This is a genomic window from Phenylobacterium sp., from assembly GCF_030679875.1.
In the GTDB taxonomy this organism is placed as follows: domain Bacteria; phylum Pseudomonadota; class Alphaproteobacteria; order Caulobacterales; family Caulobacteraceae; genus Phenylobacterium.
On sequence record NZ_JAUXSP010000023.1, the window covers coordinates 17,109 to 43,768 of the forward strand.

Annotated in this window: 26 protein-coding genes; 6 read left to right on the plus strand and 20 right to left on the minus strand. The window is 66.7% G+C overall.

Annotated features, from left to right (window positions below; genetic code table 11):
- Nucleotides 1-96: 96 nt before the first annotated feature.
- The 9 genes from Q8K84_RS15525 to Q8K84_RS15565 all read right to left on the minus strand — a co-directional run bounded on the left by Q8K84_RS15525 (nucleotide 97) and on the right by Q8K84_RS15565 (nucleotide 9,928).
- A complete protein-coding gene (locus Q8K84_RS15525; protein WP_066680771.1) occupies nucleotides 97-543 on the minus strand; it encodes a polyketide cyclase in 447 nt (148 codons plus the stop codon).
- A 189-nt stretch (nucleotides 544-732) separates the two neighbouring features.
- Complete coding sequence (locus tag Q8K84_RS15530) at nucleotides 733-1,185, minus strand: MgtC/SapB family protein (RefSeq protein ID WP_257835851.1); 453 nt, start codon at nucleotides 1,183-1,185, stop codon at nucleotides 733-735.
- The gene (locus Q8K84_RS15535; RefSeq protein ID WP_293385237.1) at nucleotides 1,178-2,065 is read right to left on the minus strand and encodes a ribose-phosphate diphosphokinase; all 888 of its coding nucleotides are present in this window, start codon (nucleotides 2,063-2,065) and stop codon (nucleotides 1,178-1,180) included. The genes Q8K84_RS15530 and Q8K84_RS15535 overlap by 8 nt, the downstream gene beginning before the upstream one ends.
- 1 nt (nucleotide 2,066) lies before the next feature.
- Nucleotides 2,067-3,635 (minus strand): thymidine phosphorylase family protein, encoded by a 1,569-nt coding sequence (locus Q8K84_RS15540; protein ID WP_370867879.1) that lies wholly within the window; start codon nucleotides 3,633-3,635, stop codon nucleotides 2,067-2,069.
- A complete protein-coding gene (locus tag Q8K84_RS15545) occupies nucleotides 3,587-4,954 on the minus strand; it encodes an MBL fold metallo-hydrolase RNA specificity domain-containing protein (RefSeq protein WP_257817709.1) in 1,368 nt (455 codons plus the stop codon). Before Q8K84_RS15545 ends, Q8K84_RS15540 begins: the two co-directional genes overlap by 49 nt.
- An 85-nt stretch (nucleotides 4,955-5,039) precedes the next feature.
- A complete protein-coding gene (locus Q8K84_RS15550; RefSeq protein WP_305283618.1) occupies nucleotides 5,040-6,314 on the minus strand; it encodes a hypothetical protein in 1,275 nt (424 codons plus the stop codon).
- Nucleotides 6,315-6,547: 233 nt separating this feature from the next.
- On the minus strand, nucleotides 6,548-7,243 hold the full coding sequence (locus Q8K84_RS15555) for a cytochrome C (protein ID WP_305283619.1): 696 nt from the start codon (nucleotides 7,241-7,243) through the stop codon (nucleotides 6,548-6,550).
- Nucleotides 7,240-7,926 carry a hypothetical protein gene (locus tag Q8K84_RS15560; protein WP_293385246.1) on the minus strand — a complete coding sequence of 229 codons (687 nt, stop codon included), beginning with the start codon at nucleotides 7,924-7,926 and terminating at the stop codon, nucleotides 7,240-7,242. The genes Q8K84_RS15555 and Q8K84_RS15560 overlap by 4 nt, the downstream gene beginning before the upstream one ends.
- A 1-nt stretch (nucleotide 7,927) precedes the next feature.
- Nucleotides 7,928-9,928 (minus strand): FAD-binding oxidoreductase, encoded by a 2,001-nt coding sequence (locus tag Q8K84_RS15565; RefSeq protein WP_305283620.1) that lies wholly within the window; start codon nucleotides 9,926-9,928, stop codon nucleotides 7,928-7,930.
- A 154-nt stretch (nucleotides 9,929-10,082) separates the two neighbouring features.
- Here Q8K84_RS15565 and Q8K84_RS15570 point away from each other — a divergent pair, with 154 nt between their 5' ends.
- Nucleotides 10,083-11,132 (plus strand): type II glyceraldehyde-3-phosphate dehydrogenase, encoded by a 1,050-nt coding sequence (locus tag Q8K84_RS15570; RefSeq protein WP_293385252.1) that lies wholly within the window; start codon nucleotides 10,083-10,085, stop codon nucleotides 11,130-11,132.
- Nucleotides 11,133-11,176: 44 nt separating this feature from the next.
- Here the strand turns inward: Q8K84_RS15570 and Q8K84_RS15575 are convergent, their stop codons facing one another.
- From Q8K84_RS15575 to Q8K84_RS15605, 7 genes are all read right to left on the minus strand, one after another.
- Nucleotides 11,177-11,626: a DUF411 domain-containing protein gene (locus Q8K84_RS15575; protein ID WP_293385255.1), complete on the minus strand. Its 450-nt coding sequence runs from the start codon at nucleotides 11,624-11,626 to the stop codon at nucleotides 11,177-11,179.
- 20 nt (nucleotides 11,627-11,646) lie between these two features.
- Nucleotides 11,647-11,901, minus strand: coding sequence for a heavy-metal-associated domain-containing protein (locus Q8K84_RS15580; RefSeq protein WP_305283621.1), 255 nt, complete (start codon nucleotides 11,899-11,901; stop codon nucleotides 11,647-11,649).
- 144 nt (nucleotides 11,902-12,045) lie between these two features.
- A complete protein-coding gene (gnd, locus tag Q8K84_RS15585) occupies nucleotides 12,046-13,032 on the minus strand; it encodes a phosphogluconate dehydrogenase (NAD(+)-dependent, decarboxylating) (RefSeq protein WP_305283622.1) in 987 nt (328 codons plus the stop codon).
- Between the two features lie 13 nt (nucleotides 13,033-13,045).
- Complete coding sequence (gene tal / locus Q8K84_RS15590) at nucleotides 13,046-14,242, minus strand: transaldolase (protein ID WP_305283623.1); 1,197 nt, start codon at nucleotides 14,240-14,242, stop codon at nucleotides 13,046-13,048.
- Nucleotides 14,239-16,329, minus strand: a complete 2,091-nt coding sequence (tkt, locus tag Q8K84_RS15595; RefSeq protein WP_305283624.1) for a transketolase — start codon at nucleotides 16,327-16,329, stop codon at nucleotides 14,239-14,241. Before tkt ends, tal begins: the two co-directional genes overlap by 4 nt.
- A gap of 335 nt (nucleotides 16,330-16,664) precedes the next feature.
- Nucleotides 16,665-17,000 (minus strand): hypothetical protein, encoded by a 336-nt coding sequence (locus Q8K84_RS15600; RefSeq protein ID WP_257835865.1) that lies wholly within the window; start codon nucleotides 16,998-17,000, stop codon nucleotides 16,665-16,667.
- A 99-nt stretch (nucleotides 17,001-17,099) separates the two neighbouring features.
- The gene (locus tag Q8K84_RS15605) at nucleotides 17,100-18,620 is read right to left on the minus strand and encodes an aldehyde dehydrogenase family protein (RefSeq protein ID WP_257817696.1); all 1,521 of its coding nucleotides are present in this window, start codon (nucleotides 18,618-18,620) and stop codon (nucleotides 17,100-17,102) included.
- 204 nt (nucleotides 18,621-18,824) lie between these two features.
- On the opposite strand from Q8K84_RS15605, the gene adhP reads away from it, so the two are divergent.
- The 3 genes from adhP to Q8K84_RS15620 all read left to right on the plus strand — a co-directional run bounded on the left by adhP (nucleotide 18,825) and on the right by Q8K84_RS15620 (nucleotide 21,129).
- A complete protein-coding gene (gene adhP, locus Q8K84_RS15610) occupies nucleotides 18,825-19,850 on the plus strand; it encodes an alcohol dehydrogenase AdhP (RefSeq protein ID WP_293410926.1) in 1,026 nt (341 codons plus the stop codon).
- 252 nt (nucleotides 19,851-20,102) lie between these two features.
- Complete coding sequence (locus Q8K84_RS15615; protein ID WP_305283625.1) at nucleotides 20,103-20,468, plus strand: hypothetical protein; 366 nt, start codon at nucleotides 20,103-20,105, stop codon at nucleotides 20,466-20,468.
- Nucleotides 20,469-20,805: 337 nt separating this feature from the next.
- On the plus strand, nucleotides 20,806-21,129 hold the full coding sequence (locus Q8K84_RS15620) for a four-helix bundle copper-binding protein (RefSeq protein ID WP_305283626.1): 324 nt from the start codon (nucleotides 20,806-20,808) through the stop codon (nucleotides 21,127-21,129).
- Nucleotides 21,130-21,604: 475 nt separating this feature from the next.
- Here the strand turns inward: Q8K84_RS15620 and Q8K84_RS15625 are convergent, their stop codons facing one another.
- Entirely contained in the window at nucleotides 21,605-21,979 is a 375-nt protein-coding gene (locus Q8K84_RS15625; RefSeq protein WP_305283628.1) for a hypothetical protein, read from the minus strand.
- 40 nt (nucleotides 21,980-22,019) lie between these two features.
- Between Q8K84_RS15625 and Q8K84_RS15630 the strand changes: the two genes are divergently transcribed.
- Nucleotides 22,020-22,439, plus strand: a complete 420-nt coding sequence (locus tag Q8K84_RS15630) for a DUF1622 domain-containing protein (RefSeq protein WP_305283629.1) — start codon at nucleotides 22,020-22,022, stop codon at nucleotides 22,437-22,439.
- A 5-nt stretch (nucleotides 22,440-22,444) separates the two neighbouring features.
- Here the strand turns inward: Q8K84_RS15630 and Q8K84_RS15635 are convergent, their stop codons facing one another.
- From Q8K84_RS15635 to Q8K84_RS15645, 3 genes are all read right to left on the minus strand, one after another.
- Nucleotides 22,445-23,302, minus strand: coding sequence for a copper resistance protein B (locus Q8K84_RS15635; protein WP_305283630.1), 858 nt, complete (start codon nucleotides 23,300-23,302; stop codon nucleotides 22,445-22,447).
- Nucleotides 23,303-23,311: 9 nt separating this feature from the next.
- Nucleotides 23,312-25,240 carry a copper resistance system multicopper oxidase gene (locus Q8K84_RS15640; RefSeq protein ID WP_305283631.1) on the minus strand — a complete coding sequence of 643 codons (1,929 nt, stop codon included), beginning with the start codon at nucleotides 25,238-25,240 and terminating at the stop codon, nucleotides 23,312-23,314.
- 258 nt (nucleotides 25,241-25,498) lie between these two features.
- Nucleotides 25,499-25,714 carry a hypothetical protein gene (locus tag Q8K84_RS15645; RefSeq protein WP_305283632.1) on the minus strand — a complete coding sequence of 72 codons (216 nt, stop codon included), beginning with the start codon at nucleotides 25,712-25,714 and terminating at the stop codon, nucleotides 25,499-25,501.
- Between the two features lie 284 nt (nucleotides 25,715-25,998).
- On the opposite strand from Q8K84_RS15645, the gene Q8K84_RS15650 reads away from it, so the two are divergent.
- A complete protein-coding gene (locus tag Q8K84_RS15650; RefSeq protein ID WP_305283634.1) occupies nucleotides 25,999-26,652 on the plus strand; it encodes an RNA polymerase sigma factor in 654 nt (217 codons plus the stop codon).
- Nucleotides 26,653-26,660 lie beyond the last annotated feature (8 nt).

Below are 26,660 nucleotides of genomic sequence, written 5' to 3' on the forward strand. Positions count from 1 at the left end.
CAGCTCGTCAGGATGAGGAGCACGGCGGCGGCGAGCCCTTTCGTCGATGTGAGATGAGCCTGCGCGCTGGCCAGCCATCGCATACGTGAGCCCTCGCTACGCCGACTGTCGTTCGGTCGACGCGAAATGCTGGACGGCGTCGATCACCATCCGACGCACGCACCAGCGCGCGTAAAGCCCCGCAAGGGCTGGAAGCCACCTCGCCCACCCCCGGCTCGGCAGGGCGTAGTCGATCCAGACGGACAGGCGCGAACCGGCCCCCTCTTCGGTGATGGCGAAGCCCATCTCGTATCCGCCGATGACCAGGAGCCTCGGCTCCCCCGTTGTGCGCCAGACCTTACGGTGCGGCGGGTCGCGGACCGTGACCACCTCGTCGACAAAGAGCGACAAGCCAAACGCCGCGCCGCCCATGCGGATGTGCGAGCCCACCGCCTGGCCACGCCCCGCGTCGAACTCGTAGGTCATACGACCGCCGCCCATCATCACGGACGGTCGGCCCATGTGCTCGGCCAACCGGGTCTGGTCGTCCAGGCGGTCGAACACGGCCCGCGGCCTCGCGGGCGTCCGAGCGGTCGCCTCGCGGCGATGGCGGAACGCACCGACCTGGGGCCGGGCGCCGCCACCGGCCCCGGTCAGCGATGGTCCAACGGACTTGGCTCTCGGCATGGCGACCTCCAATCGATCGTAGCGTGACGCCGGCCGGAGAGGCGCAGGCGCGACCGCGCCAGTGCGCTAGCGGCGCGGGGCTTTGTCCTTCGTTTCCTCCGCCGCCGGGGTCTTGGCGGCGAACGGCTCCGGCGCCATCAAGAGAATAAAGGTCAGTCCAGCGCCCAGCGCCATGAGCAGCCACTCCCCGAGGCCGGCGGCGAAGCCCGCGAGCGCGGATACCCAGACCGCTGCGGCGGTCGTCACGCCGTGGATCGAGCGGCCGCAGGCCGGGTGCATGATCACGCCGGCGCCGACGAATCCGACCCCCATCAGCACCCCTTGGAGCACGGTGCTGATGACCCGCGCGTCGTCGCTGTGGAGCCGCATGGCGATGATGCCGGCCATGGCGCCGGCTGTGGCGATCAACGCGAAAGTGCGCGCGCCGACGAAGCGGATCCGTCGGGACCGCTCGAGCCCGATCAGAAAGCCCACGGCCGCGGCGGCGACGACCCGAAGGACCAGGTCGAGATCAGACATCAGCGACTTCCTCGCGCAGGACGGTCGCGATGAGCGGGGCCACGGAGATGGCGTTCGTGGCGTGCGGCACTGCGTCGGTGGAGACGACGCGCGCCGAAGCGCCGGCGACCTCGGTCAGGGCGTCGCCCCCGAAGATCGCGTGCACGATGGCGCAGATCGGGGGCGGGAACCCCCGCAAGCCGAGCTCGCGGGCCGCCGCCGTCAAGGTACGGCCGGACGACGCAATGTCGTCGATCAGCACCGGCTGACGGCCGGCGAATGCGGTGAGGTCGGGAAAGGTGATCCTGACGTCGCGATCGCCGAACCGCTCTTTGCGCAACACGACCACCGGGGCGTCAGCGGCCGCGGCCACGTCCGAAGCCCATTGCTCACTCTCGCTGTCCGGTCCGATCACCAGCGCATTTGGGGCTTCGGAACGGATCCAGGCGCCGAGCAGGTCGGCCGAATGCAGGGTCACACAGGGGATGGTGTAGAGGTCGCTGAGGGCCTTGAAGCGATGTAGATGGGGATCGACGGTGATCAGCCGGTCGAAGGCGCCCGAAAGCAGTCGCGCGAACGCGCGTGACGTCACCGCCTCCCCCGCCTTGAACGCCTTGTCCTGGCGCATATAGCCGAGGTACGGCGCGACCAGCGTCACCCGTTTGGCGCCCTGCTCACGCGCGGCCGCAGCGACGAACAGGAGCGTCAGGATGACGCTGTCGATGCGCACCAGGCTGCAGACGATGTCGACCTGGCGGCCGGCCGGGTTGTCCAAGATGCGAACGTAGTGCTCGCCATCGGGGAACTGGCGCGTCTCGAGCCGCCCGAGCTCGGCGCCGGCGGCTTCAGCGAGCTTGGCGGCGAAGGCTTCATGGCCCGGCAGAGCCAGCATGAGACGCATGTCAGGCCTCCAATTGCACGATGTCGGGGTTCGCCGCGGCGAATTCGAGCGCGTAGGCCAATTCGCCTTCCGCTTCGGCGTGCACGGTCATGAGCGGTTGTCCCTGGGCGACGTCGTCGCCCAGTCGCGCGTGCAGCATGACCCCTGCCGACTTGGCGTCCGGGGCGCCCGCGAGCTTGGCCAGCCTGGCTAGGGTCCGGTTGTTGATGCTTGTCAGCCGCCCTGCGCGGGATGCCAAAACCGGGTGCGTCAGGGCGGCCTTCGGCGGCTGCCGCAGCCCGCCTTGAGCCTCGCAAATGGCCTGAAACTTCGCCCACGCCCGGCCGTCCGCGAGGGTCGTCTCGGCAAGCGCGAAGCCTGTCCCGGCGGCGGTTCGGCCGGCCAGTTCGAGCGCGGCGCCGGCCAGCACGCAGGCGCGCCGCCGCAGGTCCTGCGGAGCCTGGGCGTCGTTCTTCAGCACGGCCAGAACGTCGTGCGCTTCCAGCGCAGGACCGATCCCGCGCCCGACCGGCTGCACGCCGTCGGTCATGACACACCGCAGCTCCACGCCGAACACGCGCCCGACCTCGGTCAGCTCCGCGGCGAGTTCGGCCGCCGCGTCGTCGGTCCTGACCTTGGCCGTCGCGCCCACCGGTATATCGATCACGATGTGGGTCGATCCGGCGGCGATCTTCTTCGACAGCACCGAGGCGATCAGTTGGCCTCGCGTGTCGATGTCCAGCACCCGCTCCACCCGGATGAGGATGTCGTCGGCGGGGCTGAGGCTGACCGAGCCGCCCCACACCAGGCAGGCGCCCTCGCGGTCCACCACGCGCCGCATGGCCGCGACGTCCAGGTCGACGGGCGCGAGCGTCTCCATGGTGTCAGCCGTTCCGGCTGGACTGGTGATCGCGCGCGACGATGTCTTCGGCATCAGCAGACCGTGCGACGCGACGATGGCCACGACGATCGGGGTGGTGCGATTGCCCGGAAGCCCGCCGACCGAGTGCTTGTCGATGACGATCGGCGACGGCCAGGTCAGCCGCTCGCCGACCTCGATCATCGCGCGCGTGAGGCCGACCGTCTCCTCAAGGTCCAGGGGGAGCGCCGAGCAGGCAGTGAGAAAGGCGGAAAGGTGAACGTCCGTGTAGCGTGCGGCGGCGACGTCCCTGACGATCGACTGGAGCGCCGCCAGATCGAGCCGCTGTCCGTAGATCCGACGCCGGACCGCCGAGAGGGAGCCGAGGGGCGGCGGATGGCGCACGGTGAGCTCCGCCCCCTCGGCGATGCCCAGCCGCGCCCAGGCGGCTTCCGACAGGCCCGCTTCCCCATGGCCAAGAAGGCCGTCGGACACCTGGTAGAGAAGCGCGAGCACCTCGCGCCCATTCGCCATTAGCGACACCTGCGAGCGCGGGCCGAGACCCTCGGAGCGGCAGACGTGGCAGTCCGAACGCATGAGAACGACGGCGTCGTCCTGGGTGAACAGTCCCAGCCGCCGAGCCTTCAGGGTCGGTGTGGGAGAACGGGGTTGCGCCTCCACAGTCACGACAGGCCGTAGGCTTCGTCCTGAGCGGAGATCGTGCAATCCCACCCCAGGTCCGCCTCGATGCGCGCCTTCAGTCCGACTGGGCCGTCATCCTCCCCGTGGACGATGAACGTCCGGGCCGGCGGGCGCTTGAAGCCGGCCAGCCACCGCATGATCTCGTCCACGTCCGCGTGGGCCGAGAGCATCGGGAGGTTCGCCACCTCGGCTCGAATGGGGATCCACTGCCCGTGGACCTTCACTTCGCGGGCGCCCCCGAGTAGCGCCTGCCCGCGGGTTCCGGCCGCTTGATAGCCTGAGAAGAGCACGGTGTTGCGGGCGTCGGGGCCGTACGCCTTCAGATGGTGCAGCACGCGCCCGCCGGTCGCCATGCCGCTGGCCGATATGATCACCTTGGGCATGCTGTTGTGGCTTAGAGCCTTCGACTCCTCGACGTCGCGCGTATAGGTCGCGACCTCGCAAGATGCCCGGCAGACATCCTCGCTCAGCTTGTGATCGGCCCCATGGCGACACAGAAGATCGGTCGCATCAGTCGCCATGGGACTGTCGAGATAGATGGGCGTCAACGGCAGCGCCCCATCCTGCTTGAGTTTCGATAGCAGGTAGAGCAGCTCCTGGGCGCGCCCGACGGCGAACGCCGGAATCACGACAGTGCCGCCCCGCGCGGTCGTGCGCTCGATCACCTGCAGCAGCGCTTGCGCTGGCGCCACCGGATCGTGGCGACGGTCTCCATAGGTGGACTCCACGATCAGGTAGTCGGCGTGCGGCACGGGCTCGGGATCGGGCGTGATCGGATCGTCGTAGCGGCCGAGGTCCCCCGAGAAGACGACGGTCTTCCCGCCCCATCGAATCTCGACGGTTGCGGCGCCCAGGATGTGGCCCGCGTAGCGGAACGTGGCCGTGGCGCCATGTCCAAGGTCCACCGGTTTGCCGAAGGCGACGGGCCGGAGCTGGCCAATGGCGCGTTCGGCGTCATGCTTGCCGTACAGCGGGAGCGCGGGCTTGTGCTTGGAAAAGCCATGCCGGTTCGCGAACTCGGCGTCGCTTTCCTGGATCTTGGCGCTGTCCAGCAGCAGGAGTTCCGCCAGATCGGCCGTTGCCGCCGAGCAGTAGATTGGGCCTCGGAAGCCCTCTCGCACCAGCCGTGGCAGGTAGCCGGAGTGATCGAGGTGCGCATGGGTCAACACCACGGCGTCGATGGAGGCCGCCTCGCGGGACAGCGGCTCCCAGTTCTTGAGGCGCAGGGCCTTCAGACCCTGGAACAGCCCGCAGTCCACGAGCAGGCTTCGCCCCCCAAGCTCAAGCAGGTGCTTCGAGCCCGTCACCGTTCCCGCGCCGCCTAGCGACGTCAGCGTCAATTTGGCCATGCGCCCTCCGCTCCCTGCTACAGAATACGCGCCCCGCCGGCCGCGCCCTTGCCCCAGATCAAAGCTGCGCCCGCTCTCCGCCCGTTCAGGTGACGAAGACGGGCGCAAAGCCGCCGCCCGGCGTGCGGAAGTTCGTTGTTTGCCCCTGATAGACTCGCGCCGCGGCGAGGAGCGGCGAGCCGGCGTAGGTGTAGAGACGTACGTCAAGCTTGAGCGCCTGGACCTCGCCGTCGATTCTAATGCGCCGCTCGGTCGGGACGGCCAGTTCCTGGGCGATATAGCCGCCGCGCTGCATCTCCTCCCAGACCCCGCGGGTTATCTTGTCGCCGCGATAGACCGCCTTGCCGCCGTGGCCGCCGGCCGGCTTGAAGAAGTAGCGTTTGCGAGCCGACCACAGCTCCTGCGCGGTCTCTGCGCTCACCAGGATGGTTCGAGGCACCGCCGAGAGACTGCGCCGCTGGGCGGGCGACAGTCCCCAACCGGCGGGCGCGGCGGGGTCGGACAGCACCGTCAGGTTCCGCTTGTCCGCCAGGAGGGCGTGGTTGCGCGGATTAGGCGTGAGAACGACAGCGCCCGCCACATAGGCGTCACGTAGCGCCCGGTGTCGCTCGCCATCCAGCGCGAAGTCGACAAGCCGGTTGTAGACCAGATCGATCGCTTCGTCGCCGTGCCGAAGCTGGCCGTGGGCGAAGGACAACTCTGCAGGTTCGACGATCCTGACCTTCAGGCCGCTCCGCGCGAGCGCGCGCTGGGCGAGCAGGAACTCAGGGAAGAGGTACTGCTCGGTCGGGCGATCGTCGACGATGGCGAGGGTGCGCGGCTGACTGGCGCGACCCTGAGACCGCCACTCTTGCTCCAACATATGCCACACGGCCGCCTCGAAATTCGCGGCCGGCGTCGCTTCAATCGCGTCTCGCGCCTCGCGGCAGCACGCACCCTGGGCGCGGGCGAGGAAGGCGTTCAGAAAGGCGCCGCCGGCGTTGGTGTTGACTTCGATCAGCTTCGGCCCGCTCGCGCCGAGATGGAAGTCGTACCCCGTGAAGACGCCGCGGGGCCCGAAGTCATGCCGCGCGATTTCGGGCGCCCAGGCCATCACCGCCGCCTGATAGGTGGGGTCGCTGGCCGCCGCCTCGATCGCATCGACGACCGCAAGCATGGCGTCCAGATCCGCGCGCGCGAGGAACACCGGCATTTCGGCGAAAAGGTGCGGCCGGCCGTCCAGCAGAGCCGCTGCGAGGTCGGCGTCCAGCGCTTCGGCCTGGATCGCCGCAACGAGGCTGGCACGATCCAGCGTGATGCAGAAGCACTCACGGTTGAGCACGGCGTCGCGGTTTTCAACACCTCGATCGTCGTGGGTCATGCCCCTCTCCTCTAAGCCAGTCGACATCAGCCTGACGAAACAGACGAGAACCGGCATCTTCGCTACCCGGGCGCGTCGCCCCGCATTGATCGCGATCTTGATTGCGGCGATGGAATGGCCGGCGACCCAGGCGGGCTCGACAAGTCCCTCGGGCGGAGGCGCAGAGATGGCTGAAACGGTTCATGAGCAGCGCCGGGAATCTAGGGCGGTCGCAACGTCGTGATACGTCCGGGTCAATGTACCTTTACCATGCCAACGCCCTTGATGTTGTTGAACGAGTCGGTCTGGTGACAGAGGTAACACTGTTCGACCCGAGCCCCCTTCTGGCCTGAGATGGGACGGTCCATCATTTCGAAGTGCATCATGTAGTGGCTGGGCGGCGCCTTGTGGCACTGCGCGCAGTCAGTGGACTTGGGACTCGGATGGAGGAAGGTCTTGATCTCCCAGCTCTCGGTCTGGTGACAGCTGGCGCACTGCTTGCCGAAGAAGCCGCCGTGAGGATCTTGGACTCCATGGCAGGTGGCGCACTGCAGGCTCCCCGAGCCGCCATCGCGCCGCTGTGCGACCGCCTCGAGCACAGCGTGATCCATTTTGGTGGGCCGGACGGCGCGACCCTGGTGCTCGACGTGACAGCCTTTGCAGTCCCCGATGTTCTGGTGAAACGCGGTCGCGGGTTTCATCAGCAACTCCTGCGCCGGCGCATGGCAGGTGACGCACTTCTCCGCTGTCACACCCGCGACCGGCGCATGGCAGCTTTCACACTTGTCACCCAGAAAGGCGTGGGCCTCGGAAAGGGCCCCCGGCCGCACCGCGCCCGTCCATCCAGGCAAGGCGTGGCTGCCACCTTGCCAAAGCGTCCACACGACCCCAACGACGAAGACCACGCCGAATACGCTCAGCGCCGCGTAGATCTGGCCCGGCAGCTTCATGGGAGCCACCTCAGTCCATAGTAGACGCCGGACCAGATGTGCAGCGCGAGCAGCGTGTACATGACGATGGCGGCGAGGATGTGGGTGACCACCCACCGGTTCAGCGCGCGCTTCAAAGTCTCGCGGGCGCCGATGGCGAACTCCAGGTCGGAAATGGCGCCTAGCAGGTGATTGACCTTGAGGCCGGAGGGATCGACCACAACCTCATCCTTCAGGCCGACGGCGGACAGCGCGAGGCTGTCATAGCGATCCCTCAGCACGGAGAGCTGGCGTTGTTGATCCCGCAAATCCTGGCCAAGCTCGACGAGGAAGTAGCGTCCGACAAAGCCGGTGGCGACGACCAGAAGCATCGAGACCATGAGCCCCACCCCCAGGGGACTCACTAGCTTATGACCTGAGTGCAGGACGCCCAGCACCGCGCCGATCGCCCCGGCATAGACGTGGAAGGTCAGAATCGCGCCAAGGGAGACCCGCCGCGCGCTGAGCAGCGCCTTCACCCGCCCCTGCCGCTTCACGAGGGCGTACGCCAGTAGGGCGACAAAGAGCACAGCTGCGGCTATGCCCAGGGCCCCGCCGGCCAAGCTCCCGGGAAACCGCGGCGCTGAATGCAACAGGAAGGCGGGCGCGGTGAGCGCAAGTGCGCTCAGCAGGCCTTCCACAATGACTTTCTCACTTCGCGTCATGTCACGCGTCCACAACGAGGTCGCCGACGGACTTCGCCTGGCAGGCGAGAATGACCCCGTCGCGCTTTTCCCCCTCCGTCAGAGAATCCTGGACCTCCATGCTCACAGATCCCTGCCGCAGTGGCACCTTGCAGCGGCCGCAGATCCCGACCCGGCACTCGTAGTCGATGGCGACGCCGATGGCCTCGGCGGCCTCCAGCACCGACTGATCGGGCGCCAGGCGTCCGGACTTGTTGGACTTGGAAAAGGTCACCGTCGCCTGCGCCGACGGCGGGGCCGAGGGAGAGACGACTGCGACATCGACGACGGCCGTGACCTCGGCTGCGGGGGGCTGGGTTTCCAGAACTGGACCACCCTTCGGGGGCGCGAAGTTCTCCGTCTTCACCTGATCGTCGGGCACGCCCATTCCGCGAAGGACGCCCTTGACCGCTTCCATCATCGCGGGCGGGCCACAGAGATGGACCCGGCGGCGGACGATCTCCGGAACGGCCGCGATGATGAACTCGGGCGTCATGAACCCCACTGAACCAGCCCATTCGGTCCCTTCGGGCTGAGAGACGACAATCGTGACGTGGACGTTCGGGTGCCGGCGCGCGAGATGCGCCAGTTCCTCGCGGAAGATGATGTCGGCGGGCGTGCGCACCCCGTAGAGAAGGTAGATGTCGTGGGGATAGGCGCGGTCCGTGAGATAGCGCAGCACGCTCATCATAGGCGTAATGCCAACCCCGCCAGCGATCAGGACGATGCCTTCCGCCTCCTGACCGGTGAAGAAGAAGCTCCCGGCGGGGGCGGCCACCTCGATGAGATCGCCGGCGTCGACGCGGTCGTGGAGGTGGCGAGACTCCAATCCGTATTGCTCACGTTTCACGGTCAGTTCGATGTAGTCCCGTTGCGTGGGCGAAGAGGAGATGGTGTAGGATCGGCGGACCTTCTTGCCATCGATCTCGGAGGTGACCGTCGCGTACTGTCCCGGAAGGAAAGTGAACGGGAACGGGCCGAGGTTTGGCTCCATCAGCCGGAACGTCTTCACGCCGGGCGTTTCGTCGAAAATCGCCTTGATCCGCAGGACGCCGATCCAGGGACGCCGCGCGGGCGCTCCGGCTTCTGCCGCCTTGGACATGACAGCAGGGGCTGAACCCGGCGAAGCTGCGGGTTCAGCGGTCGATGGCTCAGCTGGAGCGCCGGGTGTCAGCCGCTCGGCCAGCGCCCCCACACGGCGCGCGCGGATCCATTGCAGCCAGAGCGCCCCCGTAAGAGCGGCGCCCAGAAGGATCATGAGCAGAACGTGCAGCCAGGAGAGACCGCGAAAGCCGCCAGCCATCTCTGAGCGGTCCGCCGGGGGCAGCGTCATCTCGTGTCGGAACCAGGCCAGAGCGGTCTGTTCAGGCGACTGGCCCGCCTCGAGCGCCCGAAGCGCGCCGGCCCCGCTTTGCGCCAACGAAAGACCGTCTCTGACGTCGCGCAGCGCGGTGAGCGCGGCAGCGGCGTCATTGGCCGCCTGGGCGCGATGCAGGGCCGCCTGCCCATCCGTGACCGCCTGCGACCCTGATCCCAGTCGCGTCAGCGCCTCAGGCCGGATCCGCGCGCGGGCTTCGTCGGTGAGCTTCGGAAAGTCCATCATAGACGCGTAGAACGGCTTGGGCCCCATGGGGCCACAGCAACCCGCTGCGCCTTCGCCTGCGCCCCCGCCCATGCCAGAGGGCGCCATCATATCTCCCATCATGCCGCCCATACCGCCGGCCGCCGCAGGCGCCGCTGGGGGACCGGCGCCCATTGTGGGGCTGGGGGCCTTCATTCCGCTCATCCCTGAGGCCGCATCGGGGTTCGCGCCAGCTGGCGGCGGATGATGAGCGGCGTGGTCCTCGGCGGGGGCCTGCGCCCAGGCGAAGGTGGATGGTGTTGCGGCGGTTAGAGCCACAGCCGCGATGGTGGCGGCTCTTAGGGCTGTGACGAGAGGCGCCGACTGGGTGCCGTGCATATGCAGGTCAGATCCCTTATCCATAGCAACGCTTCTAGCCGAAACGCTCGGCCGCTTTGAAGGCAAGACGTAAGAGACGCTGCGATGGAGCGTCCCTTACAGCGCCACAGCAACAGAAGGCTCCGCAATAGCGCCCACCAGGCGCTGCTGGGGGGCCAGCGAAAAGAGGAGGTGCCAGATGGCAGGGGAGATTCGGGTCGGCGTCAACGGCTACGGGGTGATCGGCAAACGTGTTGCCGATGCTGTGCGTGCTCAGGCTGATATGCGCCTGGTGGGCGTCTCCGACGTCGCAGCAGACTGGCGGACGCGGGCCCTGCACCGCAAGGATATCCCACTGTTCGCCGCCACGTCCGAAGCACATGAGCACCTCGCGGCAAATCGGATTGCCGTGGAAGGGCGTCTGCAGGATCTGCTTGGAACCGTGGATGTCGTCGTAGACTGCACGCCCAAGCGGGTCGCTGCGGAGAATGTGCCGGTCTATCGCCAACTCGGCCGGAAGTTCATCGTGCAGGGCGGCGAAAAGCACAGCGTCACCGGTCACTCCTTCGTCGCGGAGTCCAACTATCAAAGCGCAGTCGGCCTCGACGCGACCCGCGTCGTCTCCTGCAATACGACGGCGACGGTGCGGACCTTGACCGCCCTGAAGCGGGCTGGGTTGCTCCGGCGCGCGCGCGGCACGCTCATGCGGCGCGCCACCGACCCGTGGGAGAGTCACCTTGGCGGTATCATCAACACCCTCGTCCCGGAACCGGAGATCCCGAGCCACCAAGGTCCTGATGCTCAGACGGTCGACCCGGACCTCGATGTGCTGACCATGGCCGTCAAGGTCCCCGAGACGATCGCCCACCTCCACTATTGGTCGGTTCAGCTTTCCCGAAGCGCCCCGAAGGAGGAGGTGCTGGACGCCTTCCGCGCGTCACCCCGCATTTTCCTCATGCCCGACAGCTATGGCCTAGCCGCGATCAATGCGGTCAAGGAGCTGATGGCGGACCTCGGCCGCTCCCGGGGCGATCTCTACGAGGTTGCGCTTTGGTCCGACATGCTGCGCGTGGAGGGCGATGAGGTGTTCTATACCTACATGGTCGACAACCAGGCCATTGTTGTGCCTGAGACGATCGACGCCATCCGGGCGCTCGCCGGCCGCGAGCCCTCTGGGGCCGCATCGATACGCGCGACCGACGAGGCCTTGCAGATCTCGCGCGATCCGTTCAACCCGGCTGGGGGCTAGCGTTCGCATCCCTAGCGGCGGCGGCGCCGCCGCTCACAATTAGATCAGCCATGGCGCGCGAAGACCCGCGTCTTGCCTCCCGGCATGAGCAGCAGCGTCTGGTAGGCCTCGACCTCACCCCTTGGGGACTCCATGCCGGGAGACCCGAAAGGCATGCCCGGAACGGCGATGCCTAGGGCTCTCGGCCTCTCGCGCAGCAAGCGTGCGACGTCGGCCGGCGGTATGTGGCCGACCAGGACATAGCCACCGACCGTCGCGAGATGGCATGACGACAGCTCGAATGGCACGCCATGCTTGCGTCCGATCGGACTGACGTCCTCCACGACCACTTCCTTCATAAGGTAGCCCGACCGGCGCATGTGGGTGATCCAGCCCTTGCAACAGCCGCAGCTGGCGGTCTTGTAGACCGTCACAGGCGGCGGGCTCGCCGCGAGGGCGGGTGCTCCGGACACAAGCGCCGCGCTGGCGGCCAGCAGGTATCGGCGAGTCAGCATCTCTGTCATTTCCTTGGGACTTAGCGGCGCGGGCCGCAGCAGCAGGAGCCGCTGCTTGTCGGGGCCGCCGCGTCCTGTTGGTAGAAGGCGGGTGTATAGCCGGCCTTGCTGATCGCCCCCGCCACCGCGGACGGCTCGCGGTCAGACCGCACATCGACCCGCTTGCTGGGCAGGTCAATGGCGACCTCTGCGGCTGGATCCAGCGCGTTGATGGCGGCGGTTACAGCTTGGACACAGTGTCCGCAGCTAAGGTCGTTGACGTGATAACGAAGCACTGAAATCTCCTAGTTTGCTGGCCTCGCCTGATCAGATGGGGCTTCCCACGATGGCAAGGTCAAGGCCGCGCATCGCTGGTGCAGGCGTCGCCGATCGTCGGCGTTCCGAAGATAAGCGCCGCCGTCGGCACAGCCGGGCCTCGCTCATTGCGGCATCTCCACGTGCCCGCCGAACCCGAAGCGCATCGCTGACAAGACCTGATCGGCGAATGTGTGCTCCACCCGGCTGCGATAGCGCGCGAACAACGCTGCGGAGAGGACGTTGACTGGAACCGCCTCCTCCATCGCCGCCTCGATCGTCCACCGCCCTTCGCCTGAGTCGGAGACCCGGCCTGAGAACTGACTCAGCATCTGGTCCTTGGCCAAGGCCGCGGCGGTGAGGTCGAGCAGCCAGGAGGAGATGACGCTGCCGCGCCGCCAGACTTCGGCGATATCGGTCAGATTCAGATCGAACCGTTCCTCGACCGGCAGCTTGGCCGAGTTCCTGCCCTTGAGGATGTCAAATCCTTCAGCGTAGGCCTGCATCAACCCGTATTCGATCCCGTTGTGGACCATCTTGACGAAGTGGCCGGCGCCGGCGGGACCGGCGTGAATGTAGCCGTGCTCGGCGCGCGGATCCTCGCCCTCCTGCTCCATGCGGTCCGGCGTGCGCGGAATGGCGCCGAGCCCTGGCGCCAAGGCTGAGAAGATCGGGTCGAGCAGAGCGACGGTCGCCTTGTCCCCGCCAACCATCATGCAGTAGCCGCGCTCCAGCCCCCAGACTCCGCCGGAGGTGCCGACGTCCACATAGCAAAGGTTCTTCTCACCCAGCGCGCGCGCGCGTCGAATGTCGTCCTTGTAGAAGCTGTTGCCGCCGTCGATGATGATGTCGCCCGGTTCGGCCAGTTCGGTGAGTGCTTTGATGGTGTCCTCAGTGGGCAGGCCCGCGGGCAGCATCACCCAGAAAATGCGCGGGGACTCCAGCTTGGCTGCGACGTCCTTCAGCGACGACGCCGCGATCGCGCCCTCTGCGGCGATCGCCTCGATGAGCGGTGGGTTGCGATCGAAGCCGACGACGCTGTGTCCCCCGCGCATCAGCCGGCGCGCGATATTGGCGCCCATCCGCCCCAGACCGATGACCGCTAGACGCATGGCGCTGTTTTCCTCATTGGGTAGGTGTGGCAGGGGCCGTCTGCGGGCTGTTCGCTGGGGGCGCGTCCGTCGCCCTCTGGCGATCGCCGAGAAGCGTCGCGCGCTTGGCGTCGACTGCGCCGAGCAGGGCATCCGTGGCCTCCGCGAACAGCGTTATGCCCTCTTCAACGAGGCCACGGGTGACGGCGTCCAGGTCGAGGCCTAGGCGGGCCGCCTCCGAGAGCACGCGTCGCGCGCCCTCGATGTCCTCGGTGAGCGTGGGGCCGACCGCGCCGTGATCGCGGAACGCGTCCAGGGTCTTGGGCGGCAGGGTGGTCACAGTGTTCGGCCCGACGAGGGCGTCAACATAGAGCGTGTCCGGATAGGCCGGGTCCTTGACGCCCGTGGACGCCCACAGCAGCCGCTGGGGCATCGCGCCCTTCGCGTCCAGCGCCTGCCAGCGCTCGCTGGAGAGCAACGTTCGAAACCAGGCGTAGGCGAGCTTGGCGTTGGCGATGGCCACCTTGCCGCGGATCGCCGCGAGGTCGGCGCTCTGCGGATCGTTTGCCGCAAGCCGCGCATCGATGGCCTGGTCGATCTGCGCGTCGATCCGGCTGACGAAGAAGCTGGCCACGCTGGCGACCCGGTCGATCGGCTCGCCCCGCGCCGCGCGCGCCTCGAGCCCGGCCATGTAGGTGTCCGCGACCGCCTGGTAGGCGCCGAGCGAAAACAGCAAGGTGATGTTGACGTTGACCCCTGCCTCGACCAGCACCCGCAGGGCGGTTACGCCGGCCTTTGTCCCAGGAACCTTGACCATCAGGTTGGGCTCGTCGACGGCCGCCCACAGCCGCCGCGCCTCCTCGACGGTCGCCGCGGCGTCGTTGGCGAGGCGCGGCGAAACCTCAAGGCTGACATAGCCGTCCTTGCCGCAGAGCCTGTCGTAGACACGCCGCAGGTTCGCTGCCGCGGCCTTGACGTCGCCGATGGCCTGGCTCTCGTAGAGGTCCTGCGCGCTCGCGTCGGCCCTGCCGGCGGCCGCCTGGAAGCCCGCATCATAGGCATCGCCGTGACCCATCGCCTTCTCGAAGATGGAAGGATTGGAGGTGACGCCGGTGAGGCCGTCTTCCTCGACGAGCTTGCGCAGGCCGCCGTCGGATAGGAACCGGCGATCGATGAAGTCGAGCCAGACCGCTTGTCCGGCCTCGCCAAGTGTCTTCAGACGACTGGTCATGAGTGCTTCCCGATGATGCCACGCGCGACGGCGCAGACATTTTCGATGGTGAAGCCGTAGTGCTCCTGAAGCATGGCCAACGGGGCCGAGGCTCCGAATGTCTTCATCGTGATCGTGCAGCCGTCGCTTCCGACATAGCGATCCCAGCCGATCGAGCCAGCCTGCTCAACGGCAAGCCGTGCGCGTACCTCGTTGGGAAAAACGTGCTTGCGATAGGCATCGTCCTGCAGCTCGAACAGATACCAACTTGGCAGGGATACCACGCGCGACCGCACGCCCTCCGCGCTCAGCTTCTCGTGGGCCGCCACGACCAGCGGCAGTTCGCTACCAGTGCCGATCAGGATGACCTCGGGATCGCCGCCCTCGCAATCCGCAAGGATGTAACCGCCCTGCTGCAATCCGTCGGCCGACGCATACCTGACACGGTCTAGCGTAGGGATCGCTTGGCGGGACAATACCAACGCAGTCGGTAGGTTGCTGTGCTCCAGCGCGACCTTCCAGGCGACCGCCACCTCGTTGGCGTCGCCCGGGCGGATCGTGTTCAGCCCCGGAATGGCACGCAAAGCTGCGAGATGTTCAACCGGTTGGTGGGTTGGACCGTCTTCGCCGACACCGATGCTGTCGTGTGTGAACACGAAGGTGACCGGCAATTCCATGATCGCCGCCAGCCGGATCGGTGCGCGCATATAGTCGGCGAAAACCAAGAAGGTGGAGCAATAAGGGCGCAGATAGGACAGCGCCATGCCGTTGGCGATCGAGCCCATCGCATGTTCGCGCACGCCGAAATGCAGGTTGCGGCCCGTAGGATCACCGCGCTCGAACGAGCCCGCCCCCTCGAAGGTCATTTTTGTCTTGGTCGACGGCGATAGGTCCGCAGAACCGCCCATGAGCAGCGGGACGTGGGGCGCAATGGCGTTAAGCACCTTGCCGCCACTGTCGCGCGAGGCAAGGCCTATGGCGTCTGTCGGAAAGCTCGGAAGTGCGGCCTGCCAGCCACCGGGCAGCTTGCCTTCACGGAGCAGGTCGATCTGTGCGGCTTCCCTCGGAAAGGTATTGCGGTACCGGACGAGGGTCGCCTCCCAGGCCTCCCGCGCCGGCCTGCCGCGGACCGCAATGGCCGCCTGGAACGCCTCCGCCACGCCCTCCGGCACGAGGAACTCGCTGTCCGCAGGCCATCCATAGACCGTCTTGGTCGCGCGGACGTTGTCCTCGCCAAGCGGCTCGCCGTGCGCTTTCTCGCTGCCAGCCTTTGGGCTCCCCCATCCAATCACGGACTGTACCACGATCAGTGTGGGCCTATCGTCGGTCGCCCTGAAGGCGTCAAACGCGCTTGCGAGTGCGGCGGTGTCGTTGGCGTCCCCCACATGGACGACGTTCCAGCCATAGCCCTCGAAGCGTTTGCCGACATCCTCGGTGAAGACGAGGTCTGTCGATCCTTCGATCGAGATACGATTGCTGTCGTAGATCCAGCACAGGTTCGAGAGCGCCAGGTGGCCGGCGAGCGACGCCACCTCGCTAGAGACGCCCTCCATCATGTCGCCGTCGCCACACAGCACATAGACGTCGTGGTCGAACAGGACGAAGCCGTCGCGGTTGAAACGCGAGGCCAGCGCACGCTCCGCAATCGCCATGCCGACGGAGTTTCCGCAGCCTTGGCCCAGGGGACCAGTGGTCGTCTCGACGCCCGTGGTGATCCGGTACTCGGGATGGCCGGGCGTCTTCGAGCCGAACTGCCGGAACTGCTTGATATCCTCCAAGCTGACCGCGGGCTTTCCAGTTCGCTTCCCGTCGGCGTTGACCTCCTTGACCCCGGCCAGGTGCAAGACCGCATAGAGGAGCATCGAGGCATGACCGACCGACAGAACGTAGCGATCGCGGTTCGGCCAATCGGGCGTGTCCGGATCGTAGCGCAGGAAGTCTCGCCACAGGGTGTAGGCCACCGGGGCCAGCGCCATCGGCGTGCCCGGATGGCCCGAATTCGCCTTCTGCACAGCATCCATCGCCAGCGTGCGGATCGTGTCGATCGCGAGCCTCTCGGGCGTTCCCGCCCTTGGCGAAGCGGCGGACCCAGGAGCCTGGTCGATCATCGGCCACCTTCTCCAGCCCTGCCCGATTGCGCGCCAGACGCCAGGAACCGGCCAGCCTTTCTGAGCATGACCGGTGAGGGGGCCGGGTGAGGCATGTTTCGACAGCTTGGCGCCGCAATGTGGGCTACCGAAGGTCGGCACAGACCATGGTGGTCGGGGTCAGCCGCAGCCACGCGCTCCTCCTGCCTTCTGTCGTAGGGGGCGGTCACAGGAAACAGCCAAGCGCCGGGTCCGCGAACAAGCGTTGGCGGTCGCGTGCTCATGACCCCAGTCATCGCTTGGTCGCCAATGCCTCGGCTGGCCGGCGCCAGCGGACCCTACGCCGCCTGAGGGAACTAGTGTTCGTGAGCTTTCGGTGCGTCGCTCTTCGGCGCCGGCGGGTGGGATCCGGACTTCGGCTGGGCCATTCCGCCGTGGCCCATCATCTCGCCGCACATCTTGTGCATCTTGTCCATGTCCGCCTTGGCCATAGGCTTGCCGTCCGCCCCCTTCATGGCGCCCATCTGACCTTTGCCGGCAGGCATCTGGCCGCCCTTCATCCTGCCGCACATTTCATGCTGCGCCGCTGTGGCGGTGGGAGGCGGGGTCTTCGCGGGCGGCCCGTCCGCCAGGGCGTAGCTGGCTGCGAACAGGGCCGAAGCGGCGGTGATCGTAATGATGAGAGACTTCATGGTTTGGCTCCAGATCAGGCTTGCTGGTAAGGACGCTCGCGACGCCCTATCATTACGCGCACCGGCGGCGGGAGGCGCTCTTGCAGTGTTTTCTGCTCCCTAGAACAGCCCGCGGGGTTGATCGTCGTAGCTGACGAGCAGGTTCTTGGTCTGCTGGTAGTGGGCCAGCATCATCTTGTGGTTCTCCCGCCCGAAGCCTGAGGCCTTGTAACCGCCAAAGGCGGCATGCGCCGGGTAGACATGGTAGCAGTTTGTCCACACCCGACCGGCTTCGATCGCCCGTCCCATCCGGTATGCGGTCCCGCCGTCGCGGGACCAGACGCCGGCGCCCAGGCCGTAAGGGGTGTCGTTGGCGAGCCGCGCCGCCTCTTCCGGCGAGCTGAAGCGGGCCACCGCCAGAACCGGGCCGAAGATTTCCTCCTGGAAGATCCGCATGTGGTTCTCGCCCACGAACACGGTCGGCTGCACAAAGTAACCCGCGTCGAGCTCGCCGCCCGGCAGCGCACGCTCACCTCCGGTGAGGCACTGCGCGCCCTCCTGCTTGCCGATCTCGATGTAGTCCAGAATCTTGGTGAGCTGAGCTTCCGAGGCCTGGGCGCCCATCTGGGTGGTCGGCTCCAGGGGGTCGCCGACCTTGATGCTGGCGACGCGGCTGATCGCGCGTTCCATGAAGGCGTCGAAGATAGATTCGTGCACCAGGGCGCGCGACGGGCAGGTGCAGACCTCACCCTTGTTGAAGGCGAAGAGGGCTAGGCCCTCCACGGCCTTGTCGAGGAAGCTGTCGTCGGCGGCCATGACGTCGGGCATGAAAATGTTCGGAGACTTGCCGCCAAGCTCCAGGGTTTGCGGGATCAGGTGTTCGGCGGCGGCCTGCATGATCTGCCGTCCCGTCGTGGTCTCGCCGGTGAAGGCGACCTTGGCGATCCGCGGGTTGGCGGCGATCGCCCGGCCGACGGTGCCGCCCGGCCCGGTCACCACATTCAGCACGCCGGGCGGCAGGATGTCGGCGGTCAGCTCCGCGAACAGCATCAGCGTGAGCGGCGTCTGGGAAGCGGGCTTGATCACAGTGCAGTTGCCCGCTGCCAGCGCCGGGGCGAGCTTCCAGGCGGCCATGAGTAGCGGGAAGTTCCAGGGGATGATCTGGCCGACGACGCCAAGGGGTTCCTTGAAGTGGTAGGCGATCGTTTGTTCGTCGATTGTCGAGATCGAGCCTTCTTCGCTGCGGATACAGCCTGCGAAGTAGCGGAAGTGATCGACCGCAAGGGGCACGTCGGCGCCGCGTGTCTCGCGGATCGGCTTGCCGTTATCGATCGTCTCGGCGAGCGCGAAGAGTTCGAGGTTCTCCTCCAGCCGGTCAGCGATCTTGTTGAGCATCCGCGACCGCTCGCTGGGCGACAGCCGCGCCCAACCCGCCTTGGCCGCGTGCGCCGCGTCCAGCGCCGCCTCGACGTCCTCAACCGTCGACTGCGCGAACTCCGCGATCCGCGCGCCGTTGATCGGGCTGTGGTCGGTGAAATACTGCCCCCTCAGAGGCGGCGACCAGTGCCCCCCGATGAAGTTGCCGTAGCGGGCGGGGACCTTGCCCAGGGTCCGCACGGACTGAATGGCGCTCTGGAACAAGGGGCTCTCCTTGTATTCGCACGCGAGCCGAAGTGCTCGCAACGGCCCTGCCCTGGCGGAATGTCACCAGTTCAGAGATGAGCCCGTAGCGGACCCACTGGATACTCTTTCTGCACGGGAGGCGCGTCGCCTTGACAGGGATCAAAGGCAACCTTCGGCCAGATCATTACGAGGGATGCACGGCCAGGAGAGGAAAGCAGACCCATGGCGACGATGATGAAAGCCGCAGTCGTGCGGGAGTTCGGCAGGCCTCTAGCGATCGAGGAGGTCCCCATTCCGACGCCGGGACCCGATCAGGTTCTCGTGCGCCTGGCTGCCACCGGCGTCTGTCACACCGACCTGCACGCCGCCAAGGGCGACTGGCCGGTGAAGCCGAACCCACCGTTCATCCCTGGCCACGAGGGCGTGGGTGTGGTGGTCGGGGTCGGCGCCAACGTGCAGCGGGTGCGGGAGGGCGACCGCGTCGGCGTGCCCTGGCTGCATACCGCGTGCGGCTACTGCCCCCACTGCCGCACCGGCTGGGAGACCCTCTGCGGCTCTCAGAAGAACACCGGCTATTCCGTGAACGGCAGCTTCGCCGAATACGCGGTGGCGGATCCCAATTATGTAGGGCGCTTGCCCGACACCCTGGATTGGGGCGCCGCAGCGCCGCTGCTCTGCGCCGGGGTCACCGTCTACAAAGGCCTCAAGGAGACGGAGGTGAAACCCGGGCAGTGGGTCGCGATCTCGGGGATCGGCGGGCTCGGACACTTGGCGGTTCAGTACGCCAAGGCCATGGGCATGCACGTCGCGGCGATCGACATCCATCCCGAAAAGCTGGCCTTGGCCAAACAGCTGGGCGCAGACCTCACGCTGCACGGCCGGGACACCGACCCCGTGGCCGAGATCCAGAAGCAGATCGGCGGGGTTCACGGGGTGCTTGTCACGGCCGTTTCGCCGGCGGCCTTCGAGCAGGCCTTCGGGGCGCTGCGGCCGCATGGGACCATGGCCATGATCGGCCTGCCACCCGGCAAGTTCGCCATGCCGATCTTCGACACGGTGCTCAAGCGGATCACCGTCCGGGGCTCGATTGTCGGAACGCGACAGGATCTGGAAGAGGCGCTCGAGTTCGGGGGCGAAGGCAAGGTCGCCGCGCACTTCTCCTGGGACCGGCTCGAGAACATCAACGAAGTCTTCGAACGCATGGAACGCGGCGCGATCGATGGGCGCGTAGTCTTGAGCCTGGAGTAGCCGCTAGACTCATCTAAAGCGCGGCGGGGCGGGTGAGGCGTCCGGGTCGGCTCCGCCGTTTCTGCACAACCAGAAGGGCCGATTGGCCCCTCCAGTCGCGACGATGTAATCGTGACGCGACGGGTTGCGTCTGAATGGACATCAACCGCGGTGCGTCGTGCGGACCGAGTGCGGTCGCGCCGGGTTTAGGGAGCCCTCCAGGCCTCGGCCGGCTGCAGGTCTGGGCTCGTGGAGAGGACAAGGAGATTCGATGTGAACAGGACAATTGGACGGGCCCTCGGCCTCTCGGCCTTTTTTGCGCTCCTGCCTGTGCTGGGCTCTTCCGCCACAGCAGAGGTCTGGCACCGGTACATAATGCGCGGGCAGGTCGTGGAGATGCAGGGTCAGGCGGTGATCCTTTGCGTTGGGCGCGCCGAAGGGGCCAAACCGGGACAGGTCCTTACGGTCGTCCGATTCATCGGAACGCCGGGGGTGTCGAAAGGTGCTCCGCCTGTCCCGCGCCGCGATGATGTCGGTGCGGTCCGCATCGACCGAGTTATAGACGAGCACTTTGCCGAGGCGACCGTGGTCGACGGCCAAGCCAGGAAGTTCGATCTGGTCGAACTGAAAGCTCCCTAGCGAACACTACGCGCGACGGCGGAACTCGCTCTCCGGTCGCACGGGCCACCGCGGTGCTCAACGGCAAAGTGGCTCCCGGCGCGACTGTTGCGATCGGGGGGCGTGGACGCCTCCGACACCTACCGCCGAGCGGTCGAATCCCCGACCCTCAAGGTCATCATCGACACCAGAGAGACCCGTCCGACGGACAGCCCGGCATCAAGCCCTCAAACATAGCAGAACGGAGATGCAATTGCGCGACCGCAGAGAACTCTTGGCCGGCCTTACCCTCGCCGGGGCCGCAGCCGCCATGCCCGCCGCCGCGCAAGCCCCTCCTCCCAATGGTGATGGGATGTCGATGGATGATTGTGTCGCGCTCTGCATCGCCTCGCATCGGAGCTGCCTGACGAGCGCCCGCCATGTGATGGGACAGCCGCAACTGCGCGCGCCGGCGCAGCTCGTGGCGCTGCTGCAGGACTGCGCTGAGCTCTGCCAGACCACGGCCAATTCGATGCTCCGGGGTGCGCCGACGCACACCCTGCTCTGTCGCGCCTGCGCCGACCTCTGTGAAGCGTGCGCTCAGGCTTGCGACGCCTTCAAGAACGACGCGGTGCTCACCCGATGCGCGGCGACGTGCCGGGAGTGCGGCGCGGCATGCCGGCACATGGCCATGGAGATGTAGGTGGGCGCCCGCCTCCGTCGGCGGGTTCCTGTTGCGCTGATAGCGGTTGCCCAGCAGCAGAGCGGCGCTTCGTTGAAAGCCACACCGGACCGGAACGGTAACCCCCGCAACTGGGGCGGTTGCCTGTTGTTTCCGAGCCGCCACACGGACCTACCTATCCCCAGTCGGCCGGCACACTCCGCCATTCACGGCTGTGGCTTCGGCTCCAGCATGCCCTCTCACTCTGGGCTGGGGCGCATGGAGCCGGCGCGGCCGTCTAATAGTTGCTGAGGATGTCGAGTTAACGTGGATCACTACCCCAGCGTGCTCATGCTCATTCGCCACCCGGCTACATCGCCTTCAAGTCGGTGCTTCAGGCGCGCCAGGTCGGCGCATCTGAACGCCCGCACTGGGACCACGAGGAATGCGTCGGACGGGGAACGGGTCGCGCCGCCTTGGGGCAGCGCGACCCGTTATCCTCTGCGAACCGCAGCGCTTACATATGATCTTTCATAGGCGGGTCGGCCTTGGCTGGGGGGGGCATCGGCATGCTGTCATCCTTCATCGGCGGCGAGCTGGCGCCAGACGACATGCCTGAGCCCTGGGCGTCTTTCTGCATACCCATGCCTTGGGCGTGCGCGTCTCGCTCCATTTGCATGCCTTCCTTGTGGCCCTGGGCGCGCGTTTCAGCCTCGGTCTCGCCATGCGCCGCCGCCGTAGCGGGCGTTGTGGTGTCGGTGGCCACAGCTGCCGCGTCCACAGCGGCTGCGGGGGCCTCGTCCGTCTTCTGGTTGCAGCCGGTGATCGCGAGAGCGGCGACCGACGCGGTCAAAAGAGCGGCGGAGCGGCAAAGTTTAGATATGGTAGTCATTTGTTTCTCCTTCGGGGTTTGAACAGTGGGGGGCGAGCTGATGAGCATGGCGTTTGTCGAGCCACTGGCTGCCTGGCTGCAGCACGCTACGGTGACGATGGCGCTGTTCACGGATGCTATTGCCGTGGCTGTCATCGCCGTAGCGGTTCTCGGTGCGCTTTGGCGAACCGTGGAACGCACTTGGAAGCGGAACGCGGAGGCAGACCGCCCTGGCGAGGGGCCCCGCCTCCGTCTTGCCCGCTCTTTGGCCTTGGGCCTTGAGTTTCTCTTGGCGGCGGATGTGATGCGAACCGCGGTCGCGCCGACATGGACAGAAATCGGCCAGCTCGCCGCGGTCGCAACGTTGCGAACGGCGTTGAACTTTTTCATCCAGCGCGAAATCGACGCCGCTGAACGCAGGAAAGGCAAAGACCCGCTTCCGGGCGCCCGACGAACGGCCGCGAGGGGACCGGGCGGCTGAGTGGCTTAAAACCACGCCCGGACCCCCACGACGACGGACAGGTTGCTCGCGGGCTCGCCCTCGGCGCGCGCCATTCTCTTTGTGCTTCCGTAGGTCTGTCGCCAGGAGACGCCGGCATACGGAGCCAGCTCACGGCGCAGCTCGTAGCGAAGGCGGGCGCCGATCTCTGTGTCGTTAAGGCCCTCGCCGACGCCGAAGCTCCGATCTGCCCGGAGCGCGGCGTTTGCCTCAATGCGGGGCTGAAGGATCAGGCGCTGGCTCAGCAATACGTCATAGGAGGCGGTCACCCGGGCCGAGACCTTGCCATCCTGGCTGACGAACAACGCCGGCTCCAGTTCGTAACGGTAGGGCGCCAGTCCTTGCACGCCGATGACGCCGTAGACGCGGGACCGGTCTGGACCTGGCCCCGAGCGTCGCGCGTATCGCACGCCGGCTTGGAAATCGAAGAACGGGGCGATGAGCTGACCGTAGAGCAACTGGGCCTCTTGCTCGCTGTCAGCCCGTTTGGACGTGCTCTGCGCGCCCTCGCTCTTGACCCACAAGCGCTTTACGTCGCCCCCATACCAGCCGAAGACGTCCCAGCGGATAACGCCCGGGTCGTCGCTCTCTCGGTACTCTAGGAGGTCGGCGAGGAAGTATCCGTAGTTGGCGCTATCGGCCGTGGGCTGTGGCCATCCCGCGCGCTCAGCGAGATTGGGCAGCGTCTCGGGACCTCGATCCGAAGCGCCGGGCGCCGCACGATTGGCGGCAGGCGACATAGCCATTCCGGAGGGCATGCCGGCGCCGGGCAAAGGGGGCGCCTCCTGCGCGTGAACAACGGCAGGGGCTGCCAGGAAGGCGATGGCAAGAGCGGCCGAGCGCATCGGGATCTCCTACTGAGGGGGCGAAGAGACTTCGATGACGCGGAACATCCCCATCTCCATGTGCAGCAGGAGGTGGCAATGCATGGCCCATTGGCCGGGCGCGTCGGCGGTGATGGCGACGGTTAGCCGCTCGGCTGGCTTGACGCTGACGGTGTGCTTGCGAGGTTGATGGGCGCCCGCACCGTTCTCGAGCTCCATCCACATGCCGTGCAGGTGGATGGGGTGCTCCATCATGGTGTCGTTGACCAGCACCAGGCGCAGGCGCTCGCCGTAGGCAAAGGGGATGGGCGCGCGGGCCTCCGAGTACTTCTTTCCATCAAAGGACCACATGTAGCGTTCCATGTTGCCTGTGATGTGCAGCTCGATCTCGCGTGTGGGCGTGCGCTGGTCCTCCTGCGGCGTCACGCTTCGCAGGTCGGCGTAGACCAGCACCCGCGCCGCGGGATCGTCGAAGCCGGAGCCCGGTTCGTGGAGGCGGCTGCGCGCCACCATCGCTACGGATGAGTTCCCGACGCCATGCGTGTCGGGGCCATGGATAAACGTGGGCGCCACGCCTGGCTTGGCGGCGAGCGGCGTTCCCATGCTCGCCATGGCGCTGGAGGCCTCGTTCGCCGCGGCCGCGCCATGGGCGTGCGCGCGCGTGACCTGAGACTCGACCGCGGCACGATTACGTTCCACGGCGGCCATGTCGCCCGCCGCGTGCCCAGCCATGTCCATGACGGGAGACTTGGGGGACGCCGTCGCATTGGACATGCCGGGCATGCCCGCCATGTCGCCGGACATCTCCATTCCCGACATGTCCATGCCCATGTCGGCCATGGCGCGCAGCGGCCTCTTGCGACGGGGTGGGATGGGCGCTGTCATTCCGGCGCGCGGCGCGAGCGTGCCGCGCGCAAAGCCACTGCGGTCCATCGCTTCAGCGAACAGGGTATAGGCTTGGTCATCAGGCGTGACGAGGACATCGAAAGTCTCGCCCGGCCCTATCCGGAACTCGTCCACATCGACAGGCTGGACATTCTGCCCGTCCGCCTGGACCACGGTCATCTTCAGGCCGGGGATGCGGATGTCGAAATAAGTCATCGCGCCGGCAGCGATGAACCGAAGCCGCACGCGCTCGCCGCGGGTGAATAGGCCAGTCCAGTTCGCGTTCGCTGTCAGGCCATTGACGAGATAGGTGTAGGTGTAGCCGGTGACATCGGCGAAGTCTGTTGGGTCCATGCGCATCTTGGTCCAAGCCATCCTCTCCCTAAGGGTCGCTGGCCAACCATCGCGCGCGGCATCCCGAAACAGGTCCGCGACCGTCCGCTTTTGGTAGTTGTAGTACCCCGCCTGCTTCTTGAGGTTCTGGATGATCTGCTCCGGCGGCTCGAAGCTCCAGTCCGACAGCATCACGACGTAGTCGCGCTCGTAGGCGAACGGTTCAGGGGCGGCAGGGTCGATGATGAACGGGGCGTAGACGCCCAGCAATTCCTGTCCTCCGGAATGGCTGTGGCACCAGTAGGTGCCGCTTTGCAGCAGAGGGAAGCGATAGGTGAAGGTTTCGCCCGGCGCGATGCCACCGAAACTCACACCGGGGACGCCATCCATCGCGGGCGGCAGGATGATCCCATGCCAATGGATGGACGCGATTTCCTCGAGTCGGTTTGTGACCCGCAGGACAGCTTCCTCACCCTCCCGAAAACGCAGCAGCGGGCCTGGGATCGTCTGGTTGATGGCCATGGCGCGGCCCGGGCGATCTCCGACCATCAGCTGGAAGTGACCGATCTCAAGGTCTAGAGCGCGCTCGCCCCTCGGTCCCGCGACAGGAGCGAGCGCGGCCTGGACGACGCTGGTCCGAGCGTAGGCCGGGGCTGCACGTGCGAGCGCGGCGGAGACTCCCAGCCCCCCTCCGGCCGCCAGCACAGCGCGGCGACTGATGAGTTCACGCGAACCGAACATAGCCCCTCCTCGCCGCTCCCGGCGCTGATCAGACGCGGCGGCGCGCGTTACATTACAAGCCTACGGGCTATCGGCGTCGCCGCTCCTCGAAGGCGCGACCGCGCGATCAGAACGACGGACAACGGACTGTTCGCCAACCTGTCCGCTACAACGGCCCGCTGGAGATCGAGACGGCCACTGCCGTCACAGGGCCACCGCGCCGTCTACGGACTCAAATAGTGACCGGTGAAAGCCCTCTCTTACTTGAGTTCCAAGCATCTATTCCTCGGTATCGCTCACGCGCATCTCCGCGCGCTCGCCATGCTGGCGGAGCACATCGACCATCCTTTGGGCCTGATCGACAGCGACCGCCTTGCACCAGCAGGGCGTCATCATCTGGTGATCGCGCCGAACCGCCCAGCCGTAGGCTTCTTTGACCACTTCAAAGGTAATCGGTCCGCGATCCCGGCCGCTCGTCGTGTCAGGTTCCACCATGGCTGGCCTCCCTCAATGGCTGCGTTCCCGACCAGTGATGACGCGGACGCATTCTTATGACGCGAGAGCCTGGCGCGCCTTACAATGCGCGGCACGATTGCCCGTTATCTCGGCTCCGGCGGGGATGTAACAATGAGGGCGATCAAGCGTCTTCGAGAGCGCGTCATGGCTGTAGGAGTCGCTCACTGTCCGGAGCGTTAACGTCCTTCAGCTAGTCGCTATTCGCGTCGCCAGGCCTGAGCCATGTCAAGGTGAGGCAAAACAGGAGCAATCAGGAACCTGCCATGAGCTCCCGTCCCGATCCTTCTCCCGCCGCCGAATCCGACCCCGATGAGAACCCGTCAGCGGTGACGGCTGCTGACGCGGCCGTCCGGCGCGAGCTCGTCGAGTGTCATCGCGATTTCCTGACCTTCCTGCGTCGCCGGCTGGGGAACCCACATGACGCGGAGGACGTGCTGCAGGAGTTCATCGCCCGCGCGTTGGATCGCTCCAAGCACCTCCGGGACGTGCAGTCCGTTCGTGGCTGGCTCAGCCGGGTTCTGGCGACGACGCTGGTCGATCACTACCGGCGCGCGGCCCGTCGAAAAGACTCTCCGCGCGACCCGGCTGACCTTGAGGCGCTCGCCGTCGCGCCGGACCCTGAAATCGAAGCGGCCGTCTGCTTCTGTCTCTATCGTCTGCTCCCGACCCTAAAGCCCGAATACAGCGAACTGATCTGGCGGGTCGATCTACTCGACGAGCCCCGCGACCGGGTCGCCGCGTCGCTTGGGCTGACGCTCAACAACGTCAACGTGCGTCTCCACCGCGGGCGTAGGGCGCTGCGGGCGAGGCTCGAGGAGATCTGCCTGACCTGTCCACAACACGGATTCCTCGATTGCCGGTGCGATGAGGGTGAGCGGATCCGTCTGATCCGCGCGCGGCAGGCGGCCGCGGGCTAAGCCGCAGG